General features: G+C 46.8%; 16 protein-coding genes. 2 read left to right on the forward strand and 14 right to left on the reverse strand.

Going from position 1 to position 17,903, the window contains the following annotated elements:
- Positions 1 to 90: 90 nt before the first annotated feature.
- Positions 91 to 1,287, forward strand: coding sequence for an AI-2E family transporter (locus Q0V21_RS07955; RefSeq protein ID WP_301878313.1), 1,197 nt, complete (start codon positions 91 to 93; stop codon positions 1,285 to 1,287).
- Here Q0V21_RS07955 and Q0V21_RS07960 read toward each other — a convergent pair.
- The 14 genes from Q0V21_RS07960 to Q0V21_RS08025 form a co-directional block, all read right to left on the reverse strand.
- Positions 1,266 to 3,074, reverse strand: coding sequence for a peptidoglycan D,D-transpeptidase FtsI family protein (locus tag Q0V21_RS07960; protein WP_079350674.1), 1,809 nt, complete (start codon positions 3,072 to 3,074; stop codon positions 1,266 to 1,268). The two genes, Q0V21_RS07955 and Q0V21_RS07960, sit on opposite strands and share 22 nt — an antisense overlap.
- 125 nt (positions 3,075 to 3,199) lie before the next feature.
- Complete coding sequence (locus Q0V21_RS07965) at positions 3,200 to 5,482, reverse strand: methyl-accepting chemotaxis protein (RefSeq protein ID WP_443145374.1); 2,283 nt, start codon at positions 5,480 to 5,482, stop codon at positions 3,200 to 3,202.
- Positions 5,483 to 5,717: 235 nt separating this feature from the next.
- Positions 5,718 to 7,046, reverse strand: a complete 1,329-nt coding sequence (locus tag Q0V21_RS07970; protein ID WP_301878315.1) for a peptidase U32 family protein — start codon at positions 7,044 to 7,046, stop codon at positions 5,718 to 5,720.
- 17 nt (positions 7,047 to 7,063) lie between these two features.
- A complete protein-coding gene (locus Q0V21_RS07975; protein ID WP_301878316.1) occupies positions 7,064 to 7,993 on the reverse strand; it encodes a peptidase U32 family protein in 930 nt (309 codons plus the stop codon).
- Between the two features lie 15 nt (positions 7,994 to 8,008).
- Positions 8,009 to 9,049 carry an endolytic transglycosylase MltG gene (gene mltG / locus Q0V21_RS07980; protein ID WP_301878317.1) on the reverse strand — a complete coding sequence of 347 codons (1,041 nt, stop codon included), beginning with the start codon at positions 9,047 to 9,049 and terminating at the stop codon, positions 8,009 to 8,011.
- Positions 9,050 to 9,128: 79 nt separating this feature from the next.
- The gene (locus Q0V21_RS07985) at positions 9,129 to 9,443 is read right to left on the reverse strand and encodes a DUF1292 domain-containing protein (RefSeq protein ID WP_024633076.1); all 315 of its coding nucleotides are present in this window, start codon (positions 9,441 to 9,443) and stop codon (positions 9,129 to 9,131) included.
- Positions 9,444 to 9,743 (reverse strand): DUF1292 domain-containing protein, encoded by a 300-nt coding sequence (locus Q0V21_RS07990; protein ID WP_024633075.1) that lies wholly within the window; start codon positions 9,741 to 9,743, stop codon positions 9,444 to 9,446.
- Positions 9,744 to 9,755: 12 nt separating this feature from the next.
- Positions 9,756 to 10,172 (reverse strand): Holliday junction resolvase RuvX, encoded by a 417-nt coding sequence (gene ruvX / locus Q0V21_RS07995; protein WP_053779129.1) that lies wholly within the window; start codon positions 10,170 to 10,172, stop codon positions 9,756 to 9,758.
- Positions 10,173 to 10,297: 125 nt separating this feature from the next.
- Positions 10,298 to 10,558: an IreB family regulatory phosphoprotein gene (locus tag Q0V21_RS08000; protein ID WP_024633073.1), complete on the reverse strand. Its 261-nt coding sequence runs from the start codon at positions 10,556 to 10,558 to the stop codon at positions 10,298 to 10,300.
- 129 nt (positions 10,559 to 10,687) lie between these two features.
- The gene (gene alaS / locus Q0V21_RS08005) at positions 10,688 to 13,309 is read right to left on the reverse strand and encodes an alanine--tRNA ligase (protein WP_079350677.1); all 2,622 of its coding nucleotides are present in this window, start codon (positions 13,307 to 13,309) and stop codon (positions 10,688 to 10,690) included.
- A 422-nt stretch (positions 13,310 to 13,731) separates the two neighbouring features.
- Positions 13,732 to 14,799 (reverse strand): AI-2E family transporter, encoded by a 1,068-nt coding sequence (locus Q0V21_RS08010; RefSeq protein ID WP_079350678.1) that lies wholly within the window; start codon positions 14,797 to 14,799, stop codon positions 13,732 to 13,734.
- A 317-nt stretch (positions 14,800 to 15,116) separates the two neighbouring features.
- Positions 15,117 to 15,326, reverse strand: a complete 210-nt coding sequence (locus Q0V21_RS08015) for a hypothetical protein (protein WP_024633070.1) — start codon at positions 15,324 to 15,326, stop codon at positions 15,117 to 15,119.
- Between the two features lie 10 nt (positions 15,327 to 15,336).
- On the reverse strand, positions 15,337 to 15,858 hold the full coding sequence (locus Q0V21_RS08020; RefSeq protein WP_024633069.1) for a PRC-barrel domain-containing protein: 522 nt from the start codon (positions 15,856 to 15,858) through the stop codon (positions 15,337 to 15,339).
- A gap of 163 nt (positions 15,859 to 16,021) precedes the next feature.
- Entirely contained in the window at positions 16,022 to 17,173 is a 1,152-nt protein-coding gene (locus Q0V21_RS08025) for a cysteine desulfurase family protein (protein ID WP_301878319.1), read from the reverse strand.
- 127 nt (positions 17,174 to 17,300) lie between these two features.
- On the opposite strand from Q0V21_RS08025, the gene Q0V21_RS08030 reads away from it, so the two are divergent.
- Complete coding sequence (locus tag Q0V21_RS08030; RefSeq protein ID WP_301878320.1) at positions 17,301 to 17,612, forward strand: hypothetical protein; 312 nt, start codon at positions 17,301 to 17,303, stop codon at positions 17,610 to 17,612.
- Positions 17,613 to 17,903: the final 291 nt, after the last annotated feature.

Here is a 17,903-nt window from a genome sequence, read left to right on the forward strand (position 1 = left end):
TCTTGAATCCTCTTTTCCCAAAAAGAAAGCTATCGTGTACAATAAATGCATCCTAATTTTTACCTTAACGACTACAAAGGAGCCCTGCCCATGCTGCCGCTTTACAAAAAGTACGGGCGCACCGTCTTTGACATTGCGCTGCTCGTATTAACCGTGTACTTTATCATGTACGGTTTCAGTCGATTATATCAATTGGCTGCGCCAGTTTTTCTTTCATTTATAGTGTATTGGATGATCGAACCCCTGGCAAGATTCCTGCATCGCAAAGGATTGCCCAAAACACTGGGCGCTGCCATTTCGGTTTTATTGTTTCTTGCGGTTATTGTTGCTGCCTTTTTTGGATTGGGATTAATTATCGTATCCCAAATTTCTAATTTGCAGGATAACTTCCCTTATTATATCGAGATGATTCAGCGTGAATTCACCAATCTGGTTTATTTCATTCAGGACAAGTCCGATGCTTTACCTGACGGAATAACCGAGAAAGTGAATGACTATTTTGCTACACTGACCGGATTCCTGTCCAAATGGGTAACCAGTGGTGCACAAATCGTCATCGGTTTTCTCAGTTCGTTTTCTTCCTTTATTACCAATTTCGGGATTGCCATTATTCTGGCGTTCTTTCTCAGTATCGAGATTGAATCCTGGCGTAAATTTGCCCGGGCCAAAACGCCAAAAACATTGAAGCTGGCTCTTGAATTTATGCGAGATCATGTATTCAAGACGATCCGTTCGTATTTGAAGGCCCAGATGTTGATGATGCTGATTACTTTTGTATTGATTTATGCAGGCTTGTTGATACTGGGAACTGCCAATGCCTTCACCATCGCAGCCATCTGTGCCGTCTTTGACCTTGTGCCTTTGTTAGGTGTTCCTGTCATATTCATTCCGTGGATTGTGTATCTGTTCATTGTGGGGAATAGCAGCCTTGCGATTGGCTTAATTGTGGTCCTTGCTGTAACCATGCTGACACGCCAACTGCTGGAGCCGAAAATATCGGGTAATTCAATCGGAGTCTCTTCCGCTTACTTGATGCTTTCCTTTATGCTGATCTCGCTCTCTGTCTTCGGTCTGGCCGGTGTGGTGTTGTCTCCGGTGCTGCTGATTCTGCTCAAAGAATTGCTGCAACAAGGATATCTTCAGCAATGGATTCACTTGCCGAAGGATGAATTCGAATCATCCCCGTTAGTGATGGACACACCGGTCAGCGCCACCGCTGGAATGAAAGCTGAGCCTTCGGTACAGGAACCTGCTTCTTCCGGGGATCATGAGGATTCAGCCAGATAGTCCATCACTTTCCTAAATATCGCCGTTGCTTGATGACGGCTGCTTGGAGCCACATTTTGGACAAGGACAGCTACAGCATATTGGGGTTTCTCGGTAGGTCCATATCCAATGAACCATTGATGGTTACGTTTCTCTCCGTGCTGCTGTACCTGTGCTGTACCTGACTTCCCTGCCACTTGCCACCGTGCATGTTGCAGGGATTTTCCCGTTCCGTCACTGACTACCTTCTTCATCCAGGACAACAGCTGATGCGCCGTAGCTGGAGAGATCCGTCCTGCTGAAGAAGGTGAATCATGCATCGGCATGTCCAACATCGTATCACCGTCGGCATACCGGATACGCTGAACGAGGCGTGGTGCAGTCACCTTGCCCTCATGCAAGAGCGTAACGATCAGATTGGCTGCTTGCAGCGGGGTCACCAGGACGTCGCGCTGACCGATAGCAGTCTGTACTTTCGCTCCCTCATCTTGAGGGGAAACGGATGGCAGCCTCACTCGTCCTGCATCTTCGTGATCAAAATGATGCAGCACGGGCATTCCGGCGACCTGTTTTCCCTCCCAGCCAATCGGACGTGCCAATCCCAAAGCATCCGCCGTACGCTCCAACTGCTCCATACTCAGCCGACGGGCGGTTTCAGCAAATACAATATTACAGGACTCGGCAAACCCTTGCTCCAGATTCAGTGTGCCATGCCCATGTTCCTTCCAGCAGGACAGGCCATATTTCCCCCATTCTCCACCACAATGAAAAGTCTCTCCTTTGGATACAACGTGATATTCAAGCGCGGCCGCGGCTGTAATGATTTTGAATATGGAACCCGGTACAGCCCCCTGTACGGCACGATTCGCCCAAGCTGTTTGTTGGGGATCTACATGCTGTGGGTTATAGAACGGCGCGGAAACCATGGCACGCACGTCTGCGCTGGCCGCATCCAGTACAACGACAGATCCTTCCTTCATCCCGGATTTCTTCACAATCTGCTCTATCCCTTGCTGTAAATCGATATTGATTGTCGTCTCCGCACGCAAAGGATAGTGTGTATTGGAGGGTGCGATGACGCGCGGCTGGATACTGGGGATAACCTCTCCTGAGCCTGTAACCATACGTGAAACGAGGGTGGGGCCTATTCCCATTAATAAAGGTTCCAATGTTTTTTCCAGCCCTGCTGCTCCAGATTTCATGGCAAAAGGCTGCTTCACCTCATTTTTGTGACGCGGATGCCCATGGATAGATCCAGGCTGTTCAGCAAGATAACCTAACCATTGCATGCCCGTAGCGCCTTGTCCATAACGCGTCATTATGGGATACACACTCGCTCCGTCTGCCTTCAATTCACGCAGTCGAGTAAGCTGAGAATCGGTCAACGTGATCGGCTGGTCTGTACCTCCTGTCCAGAAATGGGGTGCATTTCCTTGATTCCATTCCTTTTGTAACGACTTCACATCTGTATGTAGTAATGCTGCCAGTTCCTTAATTCCTGAATGCGCCGTAGAAGATGGGTATGAATGATTGGATTGATCCGTATGCGGGAAAAGTACCACCCCCCACTCCAGCTTGCCTGTTAATGGCACCCCCTTGTAATCCGTTAACTGCCCTCGCCCCGTGTCCAGCATAACACCTCGTTCACGCTGCAAAACAGACATTTCACGAACGGTGCGTTGAAACCCTGGCATCGTGCGATTCACCTGAACCATCTGAACCCAGGCCAAACGAAACATAAGCAAACCAAACACAATTGTCAGAAGAATACATGTAATATAAATGCGCCGTTTCAGTTGTACATGCATTGGGCCACCCCCGTTCAACGTTTTGGCATAGTATGCGTTACTCATATTGGAATTATTCGGTAAACACCAAGAAAACCTGTCCCCTAGAAGGGACAGGTTTCTCGATAGATCCATTAATGGTTGGGTTAGACCGTAAAGCGAGACAATGTATCTTTCAATTCTGTCGACACATTCTCCAGTTTTGCAGACAAATTCACCAGCTGGTTACTGATATTTTGCTGTTCACTGCTCAAGGAAGCAACTTCCTGAGACGTCGCAGAAGATTGTTCAGCTACGGCGCTGACATTACTCATCGCTTCGGACAACGTACCTTGAGATTGATTCAAATCTCCAATTGACCCAGTGACCATGCTCAGACTCTCAACAAACGCACCCATTTGCTGCTGTACTGAAGCAAATATGACGTTGGTATCTTTCACGGCATCCATCTGTTCCTTGAATAGCGGATAAGCTGCAGACAATTGATCTACGGTCTCATTCATTTCGGTCATAATCTTGTCCGTAATGTCGCCGACCATATCAATGGATTGTCTGGATTGTTCAGCCAACTGGCGGACCTCATTCGCTACCACCATGAATCCACGTCCAGCTGTACCGGCACGAGCGGCTTCAATGGTTGCATTCAAGGAGAGAATGTTCGTTTGTTTGGTAATATTTTGCATGACGTCAAGCACCTTCAGAACAGAAGAAGTACTCTCTTTCAATGAATCTACCTTGTTTACCAACGCACCGATCATTTCTTCGGTCTTCTGCGTTTTGGTCATCAACTGATTCAGATGCTGTGTACCTGTCTGACTGGATTTCTCTACATGACGGGCTGAATCACCCATTTGTTCATTCGCGGCGACCACACTCTCCATCTGACGGGAGATATTGTCGGTCAATTCGTTTCCACGCTCTGCTTCTGTTGCCAGACTGCTTGCTCCACCCGCAATTTCTTCAGTGGCTACTGCAATCTCGGAAGCAGAAACTGCTGTTTTCTTGGATGCACTGCTCAGCTCAGAAGCGGTATCCAATACTTCCTGTGCAGAACGGTTGGTTTGCTCCACCAGCTTCGTAATTTGCTCCATCATCAGATTGAATGCGGCCGATAATTGACCAATTTCATCCTGGGAGGTATACGGTGTACGCACCTTGAGGTTACCTTTTGCCCCTTCTTGCATCAGATCTTTCAATTTGCCCAATGGACGGGCAATCATGCGAACCATCCAAATACCGATCAGTATCGCAATAGCGGCATCAATCAATGCCATCCACAAGGTGAGCGTCAGAATACCCTTGGCATCTTTCACCAAGACAGAAGTCGGAACCATCCCGATCAGTTTCCAATCGGATGTGTCCATGGTGCTGTATGACGCCAGCATATTCGTTGAATTTCCATCAACGGTATAATCCGTATTCGTGCTGCCCGATTTTTCTTTCAAGTCTTTGACAAAAGCCAAATCTGTATCTTTCCCTGTGTCATCAGCTATCGTCGATGCTACAACTTTGTTGTCCGGAGCGATCAGTTGAAGTACAGCTCCCTCACCCAAATCGAGTGATTTCAACTGCTGCTCCAGAACTTCCAGTTTCAACTCAATGATTAATACATAGGACTGGGTTGTCCCTTGCAGATTCTTCATTGAACGTGCAATCCGGAACGTGGGTGTACCGCCATCTTCCTTGGTTTCCGTTGGGAGCCAGCGGTATCCACCAGCTTGAACCAACTCGTCATACCAGGCCTCTTTACGAATATCACCCATAGAAGAACTGCTGCTTCCTGTACCCATAGTGGATCTTGTTTCATCCGTCGGCACAAGATAAATCGCTTCCATAGATTTATTCGTAAAAGCAATGTTCGATAATTGTTTGTTGATGGAGCTTGAATTTACAAACGTATCGTATGCCGACAAGTTTTTATCAGACATTTTTTGAAGCAAGGACTGCATTTCCGGATCGAAGAAAATTTGTGTAGATGTATCTACAAACCGCTCCAAAATGATGTCCATTTTCTGCTTGGTTTGTTCAATCGTTTCCTGATTCGATCGGGATGCATTCTTCTCAATCGTATCTTTGGCTTTAGCATAGGATAATAGACCTAAACCAATGACAAAAAACATGATTCCTACAAAAAAGACCAAAAACAGTTTAACGCCCACCGATTTAACCGGATTAGCCTTCTTAATCTGTGTAAACGTTGTTCCCCCAACATTTTTCCAGTTCTGCTTTTTCAATTGGGTTTTTGTTTTATTCCATCCCAACTTCAGCTTACTCCGATCCAATTTAAAGGATTGTTTGTCTGGAGCATCCCCGGTCTTCCTTTTTGCTACCTTCTCTTTTTTTACTTTCTGTACCTTCTCGGACTTAACCTTCTCGGGTGTTGTCAATTCTTCCCCACTGTCTTTCTGCTTCTTTTGAACCAATCCCATTCACCTGCCAGTAATTTACTTGTTGGATTTTTCTTTCTCTCCCCTATAAATATGTAGTATTCGACAACATTCCCCTTTCCCCTTTCGTTTTCCCGAAATTTTTTACAACTTTTTTCCTATTTTTCTATAAAAAAAAGACCCCCATATACCGATAGACGGAGGTCTAATTTGTAAATTTTATAACACTATATTGTTAAATCATAGCATTATTTTGTTGAAAACTAGGCATTTGAACCTATTTCTTTTTTCTCATCATATCAAAGTAGGAAACAGGTTGATCCACCTTCATTTTCACACGCTGTAACGGGTGACGAGCTGCATCGAGCACATTGCCCTCTTCATCCTGCAATTCCCCTACAACCTGTTTGAAAAAGTGGCCCCCCGGACCGAAAAATTCGATCTCCTGTCCTGGTTTGAAATGATTGCGCTGTTGAATGGTCGCCATCCCTGTATTTGCATCATAGTCGATAACCAATCCGGCAAAGTCGTAAGGTACCGCTTTTTCTTCCGGTTCATAGATGTGATCCTCATGATCCGGTGTATCATAGAAAAAGCCGGTATTCAATGGACGATTTGCCGCCTTGTTCATTTCCTCTACCCATTCAGGCTTCAATACATAGTTCTCCGGGTCAGCCATATAAGAATCGATAGCCTGACGATATACGTTAACTACGGTAGCCACATAATGAATCGACTTCATACGTCCTTCAATTTTGAAACTATCCACACCGACATCAATCAGCTCGGGAATATGCCCAATCATGCACAGATCCTTCGAACCCATGGAAAAAGAATTGTCCTGCTCCTGGAATAACGGCAGCTGGTTCTCTCCCAATTTGAATGGGGCAGGGGCCTGCATTTGCATTTCTTCTTCACTGACCCATACAGTACCTTCTCGGGCATCTTCAAACAAATCATACTTCCAACGGCAGGACTGGCAGCAGCCGCCCCGATTGGAATCCCGATCCGTAAAATGGTTGGACAACACACACCGTCCGGAATAGGACGAGCACATAGCTCCATGAATAAAGGCTTCGATCTCGATATCCACATTGGCCTTGATTTCTTCAATTTCCTCAAAGCTTGTCTCACGTCCGAGAACGACGCGTGGAAGGCCTTCATCCTTCCAAAACTTCACAGCTTGCCAGTTCAAAGTCGATTGTTGAGTACTCAAATGCACTTCCAAACCCGGCACTGCACGCTGAGCTACTTCAATAATCGCTGGATCTGCCACAATAATGGCTGCAATTCCTGCATCATACAAGTTTTGCAAATACGCTTGAATACCTTCGATATCTTCATTATGTGCATATATATTGGTGGCAACGAAGACTTTGGCTCCGTATTTTTTGGCAAATTCCACGCCTTCGCGCATTTCTTCAAAGGTAAAGTTATCCGCGTTAGAACGCAATCCGTATGCCTGTCCACCGATATACACAGCATCTGCTCCATAATGGATTGCAAATTTAAGCTTTTCCAGATTACCAGCCGGAGCAAGCAGCTCCGGTTTGTCCAGACGGTTACGTTTACCCGAGAACTTCCGCTTTACCGCCACTGTTTCCATTTCGTTCACCTCGTCTATTAATACACCTGTTCTTTATAGAAAAATCCAAACGACAACTCTCGTTCAGGGTCCTGCAGTTGACGAACCTCGTCCAGCCATTCTTCACAAAATGCATAAGCATCGGCATCAGCCGCATAGCTATCCAGAGCTACACGGTATGCACGTACAACAGCTTCGTTATACGCAAGCGGTTTTAACATGCCTTCGATTTTGAAGCTGTGCACCCCGGCTTCCATCAACAGATGAAGATCCTCAAGAATACAGATATCCTCCGAACTCATGATGTGAGTTCCGTTCACATCTTCATAGATCGGGAACTTCTCATCCCGACGTTCAGCCTCAATCAGAAACAAACCTCGTTCTTTACCCAAATGCCCCTCTACTGGACGCCCTTGATGGGACATATAACTTTGCACCAGACTCCGTTTGGAATGATAAATATTCGTCATGCCATGCACCTGGACCTGGGCTTCCACCTTCAGAAATGGCACCATCTCCGTCAGCTCGTCCATATTCAGCTCCCGAGCAAGCACGACACGACTCGCGCCTTTGGTTCCCCAGTAGTTGGCCGTTGCATAGTTGGTTGATGTCATCTCAGCATTCCAGTGCAGCTGGATATGAGGAGCATGCTCCTTAATTGCGGCTAGCACAGACGGGTCGTTGAACTCCACGCCATGAACACCGATTTTACCCAGCGCCTGAACATATTCAGGCAATTCCTTTAGCAACTCGTTGGACATCAGATTATTCATGGACACGTATACACGCGCCTGATGTTTCGCTGCATCGGCAACGACCTCTGCTGTCTCTTCCACACTGAAGCTGCCGGGAAGACGCATGCCGAAGCGATCGTCCCCAATTAACAGAGCATCTGCTCCTGCCTGGAGCAGCACCTCTGCTTCTTTCACATTTGCCGCCGTAACGAGCAGTTCATGTTTCGTACTCATATACATCCCCTCCGCTTATTGCGCAGCCTTACTTTTGGCTATATTTTGCTGATGTTCCTTATATGTTTTGGCAAACAGATGTCCGAATGTACCGTCCTTCTTGGTCACATAGAACAGGTAATCCGAAGCTTCTGGATTCAACGCTGCTTCAATGGATGCCAGACTTGGACTCGCAATCGGTCCCGGTGGCAGCCCTTTGTTCAGATACGTATTATAGGGACTTTGTACCTTCAGATCCTTGTAAAGCAATCTAGCCTTCGGCTTATCCAGTAAATACTGTACTGTAGCGTCAATCTCCAGTTTCATATCCTGGTTGATCCGATTATAGATTACGCCTGCCACAAGCGCGCGTTCCTGATCCACCACGACTTCTCTCTCCACAAGCGATGCGATCGTTAACACTTCATGCAAAGACAGATTTCTCTCCTTGAGCTTGGACGCCAAATCAGGGATAGAATCAACCTTGGTCTGGAATTCCTCAAGCATTCGCTGCATGACCTCTTGCGTAGAACTACCCTCTTTCAGCTCATACGTCTCTGGGAACAGATATCCCTCCAGCACATATCGCAATTCTTCATCCACTGGAATGTCCTTGATGATGTCGATATCAAAAGCAGATGGATCATTGGCAAGCTTGATAAATTCCTCACGATCCACAATGCCCTCAGCAGATAGTTTGTCCGCCATTTGTAATACGGTATATCCCTCAGGAATAGTAAACTTGACCATGGATTCTGGCACAACTTCACCGTTATTCAGCTTATTAATTATCTCATCGTATGACACGCCGGGATTTAAGGAATATGTACCTGCCATAAAATTCGATCCTTGTTTCTTCCACTTCAGGTATCCCTTAAAGGCTAAACCACTTCGAATCAGACCTTCTTGCTCTAACTGATCCGCAATTTTGGAAGTTCCTGACCCGCTCTTGATCTCGAAAACGATAGGTTCTGCGGATGCTTGTACCGGACGCATCATGTTCCAGACATATACGCCTGCTCCTCCGGCAACAACCAGGATGATAAGCAAAAAGACTAAAATCGCTTTTCCTTTCAAAAAAGACACAACTCCTTTACACAACCAAAAAGAGCGGACTTCTCCGCCCTTCCGGTTTCTTCAATTTGAAGCTGATTCATCAATCTTCGTCAATGGGGAGTGTACATTCATCATACAGTTCAGAGATGTTCTCCCACTCGTCATCATCGTCAATCGTAACTAATTCCGGCATGATCTGGCCTTCACTTCCCGGTAAAACCCGCAGAAGTTCAACTTCGTCATAAGGACGTAATGAACTGCGGAGCACCGCATACTGCTGGCCCTTCACTTCAAACTCAGCCAGCAGGTCATACGGATGCGATTTACCGTTCTCTTCTTCCAGCTCAACATGAGCACCAAAAGCCAGACGCAGCGAATCTGTCCATTTCAAGTCTTCGCGGCTGTATTCTGTCATTTAGTTCGCTTCCTCTTCATCTTCTGCAAGAAATGTATTAAACGTCTCCTCGACGATATCCCATTCAGCATCATCTTGGATGACGAAAAGTTTAATATCGTCGCCCTCTTCTTCATAACGGAATGCATACACATCCGTCTCTCCATCTTCGGGTTCAACCGGAGCAACCATCATGTACTTGGCCTCCGAACCGTCCACTTCGAATTTCATGATGACTTCAAATTCCTCTTCATTACCCTCGTCATCCGCAATGTAAATAATCTCCGATTCTTCTTCCATACCCAGTTGATCTTCAGCCATTGTTGATCCCCCTCACCTTTTACTATTGGCATCCAAATAATTTTGCAAAATCAAGCTTGCGGCCATTTTGTCCACAACCTGCTTGCGTTTTTTGCGACTGACATCCGCTTCAAGTAACGTTCGTTCTGCTGCAATGGTTGTCAGCCGTTCATCCCAAAGGTGAACAGGTAAATTCAGTTCGCCCCGCAGGCGTTCGGCAAAAGCAATGCATATTTCACCACGCGGTCCTACGGTGCCGTTCATGTTTTTGGGAAGTCCGACTACAATCTCGCCGATCTCATGCTCACGCACAAGTTCTGCAATTCGAGCGAACTCACCTTCATCCCGGCGGCGTTCAAGTACTTCCAATCCCTGGGCAGTCCAACCGAAGGCGTCACTAGCGGCAACTCCGATTCTTCGGTCCCCATAGTCCAAACCTAATATTTTCATCCATGCTCTCCCATCCTCAAGCCTGCTCAGGTCGAATAATACTCGCCTTCTCAAGCTTCAGGCTGTCTTCTGTCGGTTCATTTCCCGCTGCCTGCATAGCTGCATCACAGCGGAAGCGATGTACATTACCGGTGATTGGCCAGATAAGAACGAACAAGCTCTTCAATCAGCTCATCGCGTTCTTTTTTACGGACCAGACTGCGTGCATTGTTGTGACGAGGGATGTATGCGGGGTCTCCAGAAATCAGATACCCGACAATCTGGTTAATAGGATTATACTCCTTATCCACCAGTGCATCATATACCGTGAGAAGAATCTCTTTGGAGGATGCTTCCTGCTCGTCGGCTTTCACATTAAATTTAACCGTCTTATCCATGGAGTCCATTGATGACACCTCGCTCCTGCATGAACATGGGGACCATGTCCTGCCGAATTGATTTCTGCTTATATAATAACATATTCTGACTGCTACAAGTAAACAAAGGATGAGCCAATTGTGTTTTTTGCTTGTCCTTTACTGGCTAACCAATGAAACCGCCAGTTTCAACGCTTCATCCAGCTTGCTCGCATCCTTGCCTCCGGCTTGCGCCATATCAGGACGTCCGCCACCTCCGCCGCCGCATACTGCCGCAACTTCCTTGACAATTTTACCTGCATGCAGCCCTTGTTTTACCTGTTCAGCAGGGACAGCTACAACGAAATTCACTTTACCATCAGCTGGAGCACCCAGTACGAGTACTGCATCAGGCAGTTTTACTTTTAATTCATCAGCCACTGTCCGCAGTGCATCCATATTCGGAGCATCTACACGAGCTGCAAGCAATTGTGTATTTCCTGCTTGTACCACTTGATCTGTCAATGCGCCTGCTTCCATGGCACTCAGCTTGCTTTGCAGTGACTCAGTCTCTCTGGCAGCTTCTTTCAATTGCTGATTCAGACCTTCAATGCGTTTAGGCACGTCGGCCACGTTCGCTTTGAGCAGGGATGCCGATTGTTTGAGCAATTCAAGCTGACTTTCTACATACAGATACGCACCACGGCCAGTAACGGCTTCGATCCGACGTACGCCGGAGCCGATTCCACTCTCGCTCACCAGCTTGAAGATACCGATCTCTGATGTATTGTTTACGTGACAACCGCCACAAAGTTCCAAACTATAATCTCCGACTTGCACCACACGCACAATATCACCGTATTTTTCACCGAACAGTGCCATCGCACCCATTTCTTTGGCTTCATCAATGGCTTTCAGTTCAATGTTTACGTTCAGACGATTCCAGATCTGTTCGTTCACCTGACGCTCGATCTCTGTTAATTCTTCCGGCGTAATACTGCCGAAGTGCGAGAAGTCAAAGCGCAGACGTTGAGGCTCTACGAGAGATCCTGCCTGATTGACATGCGTTCCGAGCACATCTTTGAGCGCTTTGTGCAGCAAGTGGGTTGCGGTATGGTTTTTGATAATATCGCCACGTTTGGACGCATCCACTTCAGCTTTAACCACTTCACCCACACGCAATTCCCCGGACTCTACCGTCACCAGATGCACATGTTGTCCCATCGGAGCCTTGAAAAGCCCTTGCACTTTCGCCGTTACACTGGCTCCACGCAGCAAGCCCTGATCACTTACTTGTCCGCCGCTTTCCGCATAGAATGGAGTCTTGTCAAGGATGACCTGGCAAGTCTGTCCTTCGCTTACGGAGTCTACCAGTGCGTCACCAGCAACGATGGCTACCACTTTTGCTTCCGTCAACAGGTCATTATAACCAACAAACTCGCTTTTAACCTCCAGATCAGCAAGCGGTCCGCCTTGAACCTTCATGCTCTCGCTTTCCTGGCGTCCTGCACGTGCACGATCACGCTGCTCCTGCATCGAGGCATCGAATCCTTCACGGTCAACAGTCATACCATGCTCTGCTGCATAGTCTTCGGTCAGGTCAAAGGGGAAACCGTACGTATCATACAGTTTGAACGCTTCAGGCCCGCTAATAACCGTGCGACCTTCAGATTTGGCTGTGCTGCTCATGTCCGCGAGAATAGCAAGTCCATCCGTGAGTGTTTCATGGAAACGTTCTTCCTCGGTTTTGATCACTTTAGCGATAAACTCCTGCTTGTCCACCACTTCCGAGTAGTACATCCCCATCACTTCACCGACAGTCGTTGTCAGTTCATACAGGAATGGACGGTCGAGTCCCAGTACTTTACCGTAACGTACGGCACGACGGAGCAAACGGCGAATGACATATCCGCGTCCTTCATTGCTTGGCAGAACACCATCACCTACAGCAAAGGCAACCGTACGAATGTGGTCGGCAATAACTTTCAGTGCAACGTCAATCTCTACGCTGTCATTATATTTCACACCGGCAAGAGCCGCTGTTCTTTGAATCATCGGTTGGAACAGATCTGTGTCAAAGTTGGAATCCACATTTTGCAAAATGGATGCAAAGCGTTCCAGACCTGCACCTGTATCAATATTTTTGTTCGGAAGCGGCGTGTAGCTACCATCCTTGTTGTGATTGAACTGGGAGAATACCAGGTTCCATACTTCCAGATAACGTTCATTTTCCCCGCCTGGATACATCTCGGGGTCATTCATGTCATTGCCATAAGCTTCGCCGCGGTCATAGAAAATTTCGGTACAAGGTCCACACGGGCCTTCGCCGATATCCCAGAAGTTCTCATCCAGCTTGATGATACGTTCAGCAGGCAGTCCCACTTTTTCGTTCCAAAGTTTGAAAGCCTCTTCGTCTTCAGGGTATACCGTCACCGAGAGACGTTCCGGATCGAAACCGATCCATTCTTTGCTTGTGAGAAATTCCCATGCCCACGTAATCGTTTCTTCCTTGAAATAGTCTCCAATGGAAAAGTTACCGAGCATTTCGAAGAACGTATGGTGACGGCGAGTTTTACCGACATTTTCAATATCGTTCGTACGAATACATTTTTGGGAGTTGGCGAGACGTGGATTCTCCGGTTTCTCCCGACCGTCAAAATACGGTTTTAACGGAGCCATACCTGCATTAATCCACAGAAGGGATGGATCATTATGAGGTACAAGCGATGCGCTTGGCTCGATTTTATGTCCTTTACTTGCAAAAAACTCTATCCATTTGGACCGGATTTCACTGGCTTTCATACGGAGTGCCCCCAATTAATTATAATAGTCCGGTGCATATTCGCTCCGGGTTGTTAACAAGTAAAAACAAACACAAAAAACGCCCCTGATAGTCAGGGACGATTGTAATCGCGGTACCACCCTGGTTATTGCTGCTCATCCGCAGATGAAACAAACAATCTCCTCGTTGATGCGAAATAACGGTCGCTCCCGGCAGGGTTGTCCTGCACTCCGAAATCAGCTTTCCGCCGCTTCAACTTTCAAGACTCTTCCAGCCATCGGGCTCAGATTGCATCTGATCCGAAGAAGTCTATTCTCTGAGGAAAGGAACCCTCGGCGTACTTCATTTCATCATCGATTTCTTGTTCTAAACATACCCCTCCATTATATCGATATGCCTATATGGTGTCAACGCACCCTTGAGGAACAGACCGGCGCTTGGGTCAGTCGGTTCTTCGTTTGATGTAATACGCAAAAAAGTGCTGCACGATCACCTTGAGGACAGCAAAGACCGGTACTGCCAGAATGAGTCCCACAATGCCCGCCAGTTCGCCTCCCACAAGGAGCGCGAAGATAATCGACAACGGATGCAAATGCAGAGTCCTCCCCACCACCTGAGGAGAGATGACGTTGCTCTCCAACACCTGGCACAGTGTGTTCACGATGATAACAAAGAGCACCATTTTGAACGATACCGTTGACGCCATAACCACTGCTGGAGCAGCTCCAAGAAATGGACCTAGATAGGGCACGATGTTAAATACAGCGACAATGCTGGCAAGCAGCAACGCATAAGGCATATCAATGACGATGTAACCGATATAGGCAAAGATGCCCACTATCACACAGACGATAAATTGTCCGCGAATATAGTTCCCCAAGGCCGTGTCAATCTCCTTCATAACCGAAACAATCGCTTTGCGCCGTGATCGAGGCAGGTAGGCCACTATGGTGCGCTCGAATACCTCAAAATCTTTTAACATATAGAAAATGAGAAATGGCACAATAAACACATTGAATAACACATTAATGGTTGTCCCGATATTATCCATCAGCTTCGTGATCCCCTGAGTCAGCCGATCCTCCATCTGGAAAAACCAGCTGTTCATGCCTGTGCGCACACTTGGTGGCATTAATTTGTGGTCCATATTATTCATCAAACTCTGGGCACGCATCGACAGCTCCGGCATATGCTCGTTCAGTTCCTCCAATTGTTCAATCAATACCGGAATGACATTCATCAGGATGACCCCGATACAGGTGAGGAAAAAAGCATAGATTAACAGCACGGCAATGGTTCGAGGAACTTTACGTCCTCCCAGCATGCTTACAATCGGATTGAGTACATAAGATATGATGAGGGCCACGATAAAAGGTGCCAGCACTGTTTTCAAAAATCCATATATATGAAGCAGCAATGGCCGCAGCAGCCAGATAAAATACAGGATAATCAATCCGAGTAGCAGCCAGATGGCATAACGGAACATCTTGTTTTTTGTTAATTGCTCCACTTGCATCTCTCCCTTTTGGACTGGCTCTGAAAGTCAGTATATGTAAGGAAGGGAATATTTATTATCGCCGTCCAGAAGTGGGGACTAACAATTCTCGCCCATGGATGGACAATCCGGTTGACGTCGTAATTTGGACACAAAAAAAGCGCCCCCTTCATGATGAAGGAGACGCATCTTGTGATTCGGGGTAGCATATATTATACAAGTCCCTTGAACCACTATGTAACCGCAGCTATATACATCTGTCATCATTTCATGACAGCATTCAATGACATTCTTTGTCATGAAACCGCATATAGAAGAAGTTAGACTGCTTATTAAGAAGAAGCATGAAGATGAGGGAAGTCTTGCGGCAGCTCTTCCCCGAAGAACAGATCATCGAGGGAACTGAGCGTGCCGTCTTCTTCCACCTGGTAAACAGACATTTTCTCACCGTTCACTGTTAATTCGATAAAGCATCCCCAGCAATAAAATTGGTGGGAACCGATTTTCCCAATATCTTTGGAACTACAGTTTGGACATTTCATATTCATTCACCTATCCATTAACAGAATGAATGGCATTTTCCAAGCGCTGTTCACTCAGCGGCGGCACCATAATGGCACTTTCCCCAATGGACATATCACTTGTACATGGCAGCCATTTGCGGCCCTCAATCAAATCGGACACAAAACCGTCCGTAATTTCAATCCCTATTATTGTATTTCCCAACTCCTGGTCAAAATAAACATCAGAGACTCGTCCAAGCAGCAAACCTTCTTCGGTGAGCACGGACATCTCCTTCAATTTAGACTGGCCGAGGAGGTACGTGTGTTTTATGTCGTCGGCTCCCGTTTTGCGGACAGCCTGTTGATTACGGATCATGACGGCATCTTCGCCGTAGGCAACGATATCTTGCCACTGCACGATTTTGACATGACTGGTAAACAGGCCTTTGTTTTCAAGTTCAATGCCTTCAATTTTCCAATCGTCATTCACAATGAAATCCTGGATTTTGCCGACCTGCTTCCCGTCCTCAACGTCAAACACGGCAAGTCCGATCATTTCCTGAAGCTTCATCGCAGGGTCCCCCTCATCTTCTTATCATTAAATAGCCGCGGCGCTATTGCTAGGTATGCCCAAAGTTGATGAGTGGCAATCAGACGCCGATCATCAAAACCGCTTCTATCCAACCGATGAAATGGAACTTCTTCCCTCCTTTTGTTCCATGTGCAATGAGCCCTTAGGCTCTATTACGCAGTCGCCCAAGAATGGTTCCAATTTTTTCGGCGGTTATCATGATTTCTTCCGTAGTATTACCCAATCCCCAGCTAAAACGAATCGCGGAATGCAAAAATGTCTCCGGCAAGTTCATTGCTTTCAGCACATGGGACACTTCGAGAGAACCGGAAGTACATGCCGAACCGCTCGCCACAGCGATGCCTTCCATATCCAGATTCATGAGCATCGTCTCCGTGGACACCTCCGGAAAGCTGATGTTCAGGATATTGGGCAGCGTATATTCAGGATGTCCGTTGACGTGGAAATGCTCCGCCCCTACTTGTTTCTCCAGTTGTTCCAGCAGCAATGACCGCAATGCCAGATCATGTTCGCGACGAGCTGCCGCTTGTTCTCCTGCTATTTTCAATGCCTCCGCAAAGCCAGCGATACCTGCCATATTCTCGGTCCCTGCCCGCCGTTGCCGTTCCTGAAGGCCGCCGTGCGATCTCGCCTCAAGCACAATTCCGCGCCGTACATAGAGCGCACCCACGCCTTGAGGCCCATTGATTTTATGAGCAGAGAAGCTGATCAGATCCACAGGCAGTTCCTTGCAGGAAATTTCCTGGGTCCCAAGGGCCTGAACTGCATCGGTATGGAACAAAATATCATGCTGACGAGCCAGTTCACCAATCTCGCGGATGGGCTGAATGGTGCCTACTTCATTGTTGGCATACATCATGGTGATCAGTACTGTATCTGGGCGAATGGCCTCTTTTAGCTCTTCCAGACGTATTCTTCCGTATTCATCTACAGGCAAATAGGTCACGTCATAGCCTTGTCGTTCCAGTTCCTGGCACGTATGCAGTACCGCATGATGTTCAATGGCTGTTGTAATGATGTGTCGTCCCCGTTCTTCCCTCGCTGAAACTGCGCCAAATATGGCCAAATTGTCACTTTCCGTGCCGCCTCCGGTAAATACGAGTTCATCCGGGAAACAACCCAAAGACGCCGCAATGACATCCCTTGCTCCACTGACGGTCCGTTTGGCTTCGCGGCCAAAGGCATGGATACTTGATGCATTGCCATATTGCCCTGTCATTACTTTCATCATCGCTTCCGCGACTTGTGGATGCATAGGTGTCGATGCGGCGTGATCCAAATATATTCTTTTCATTGATTTCACCCCGTTATATGTTGGACTTCCATCTTTTCATGTTGTGTAATTGAAAATTTAAACCAATGCTATTGTGTCATATCTTCGTGTATAATGTTTAATATCCATTCAAAAAGGAGAGATCGACATGAGTGATCAGGTTCTCAGTCAAATTCTGAATCAGCTTCAACAAATGGACAAGCGTTTCGACAACATCGATGGACGTCTTGAAAAGATCGAAGACAGGCTTGATACTATCGAGGAACAAACCAAAAACATTCCTCTGCTTCAGCAGGCCGTTCTGGAGACACTGGAAGTTACCAAACGTCTTGAAGCTTCACAAATCACGTTTGAACGTAAAGTAACCGCCGAATTAAACACCCATCAGCACAGCATTGATATTTTGAACCGTCGTCAATTGCGTATGGAAGCAGATATAGAAGCACTCAAGCATCGTTAGAACTTCTGACTACATCGTTTCGGAAGGGCAGCCACGAAAACGTTGCCTTCTTCAGTACATTATTACATAAATTTTGTTCATTCCAGGCTATCGTAGAATTGGAAGAATCACAATGTAGCTTGTTGCACGGCTAAAGCCCCCAATATGGGGGCTTTAGTGTGTCGTCTGTGATGCTCGTCATCAACTATGTTAGATGTAAAACATCTATTTAATGTAACCTACAAGCTTCTAGTTTAATCTATATAATGCTATACGGCAAGCGGGTTTTCGAGATTTTATATCTACTTATAT

This window comes from Paenibacillus sp. 11B (assembly GCF_030487755.1).
Classification (GTDB): domain Bacteria; phylum Bacillota; class Bacilli; order Paenibacillales; family Paenibacillaceae; genus Paenibacillus; species Paenibacillus vandeheii.

Bases quoted from the DNA above. Each gene is read 5' to 3' on its own strand.
- Q0V21_RS08000 (WP_024633073.1), bottom strand. From the start codon at position 10,558: ATGGACTCCATGGATAAGACGGTTAAATTTAATGTGAAAGCCGACGAG.
- Q0V21_RS07960 (WP_079350674.1), bottom strand. From the start codon at position 3,074: ATGCATGTACAACTGAAACGGCGCATTTATATTACATGTATTCTTCTG.
- Q0V21_RS08025 (WP_301878319.1), bottom strand. From the start codon at position 17,173: ATGAAAAGAATATATTTGGATCACGCCGCATCGACACCTATGCATCCA.
- Q0V21_RS07990 (WP_024633075.1), bottom strand. From the start codon at position 9,743: ATGGCTGAAGATCAACTGGGTATGGAAGAAGAATCGGAGATTATTTAC.
- alaS (WP_079350677.1), bottom strand. From the start codon at position 13,309: ATGAAAGCCAGTGAAATCCGGTCCAAATGGATAGAGTTTTTTGCAAGT.
- Q0V21_RS07970 (WP_301878315.1), bottom strand. From the start codon at position 7,046: ATGGAAACAGTGGCGGTAAAGCGGAAGTTCTCGGGTAAACGTAACCGT.
- Q0V21_RS07985 (WP_024633076.1), bottom strand. From the start codon at position 9,443: ATGACAGAATACAGCCGCGAAGACTTGAAATGGACAGATTCGCTGCGT.
- Q0V21_RS08015 (WP_024633070.1), bottom strand. From the start codon at position 15,326: ATGAAATGTCCAAACTGTAGTTCCAAAGATATTGGGAAAATCGGTTCC.
- Q0V21_RS07965 (WP_443145374.1), bottom strand. From the start codon at position 5,482: ATGGGATTGGTTCAAAAGAAGCAGAAAGACAGTGGGGAAGAATTGACA.
- Q0V21_RS07955 (WP_301878313.1), top strand. From the start codon at position 91: ATGCTGCCGCTTTACAAAAAGTACGGGCGCACCGTCTTTGACATTGCG.
- Q0V21_RS07975 (WP_301878316.1), bottom strand. From the start codon at position 7,993: ATGAGTACGAAACATGAACTGCTCGTTACGGCGGCAAATGTGAAAGAA.
- Q0V21_RS08020 (WP_024633069.1), bottom strand. From the start codon at position 15,858: ATGAAGCTTCAGGAAATGATCGGACTTGCCGTGTTTGACGTTGAGGAC.
- ruvX (WP_053779129.1), bottom strand. From the start codon at position 10,172: ATGAAAATATTAGGTTTGGACTATGGGGACCGAAGAATCGGAGTTGCC.
- Q0V21_RS08030 (WP_301878320.1), top strand. From the start codon at position 17,301: ATGAGTGATCAGGTTCTCAGTCAAATTCTGAATCAGCTTCAACAAATG.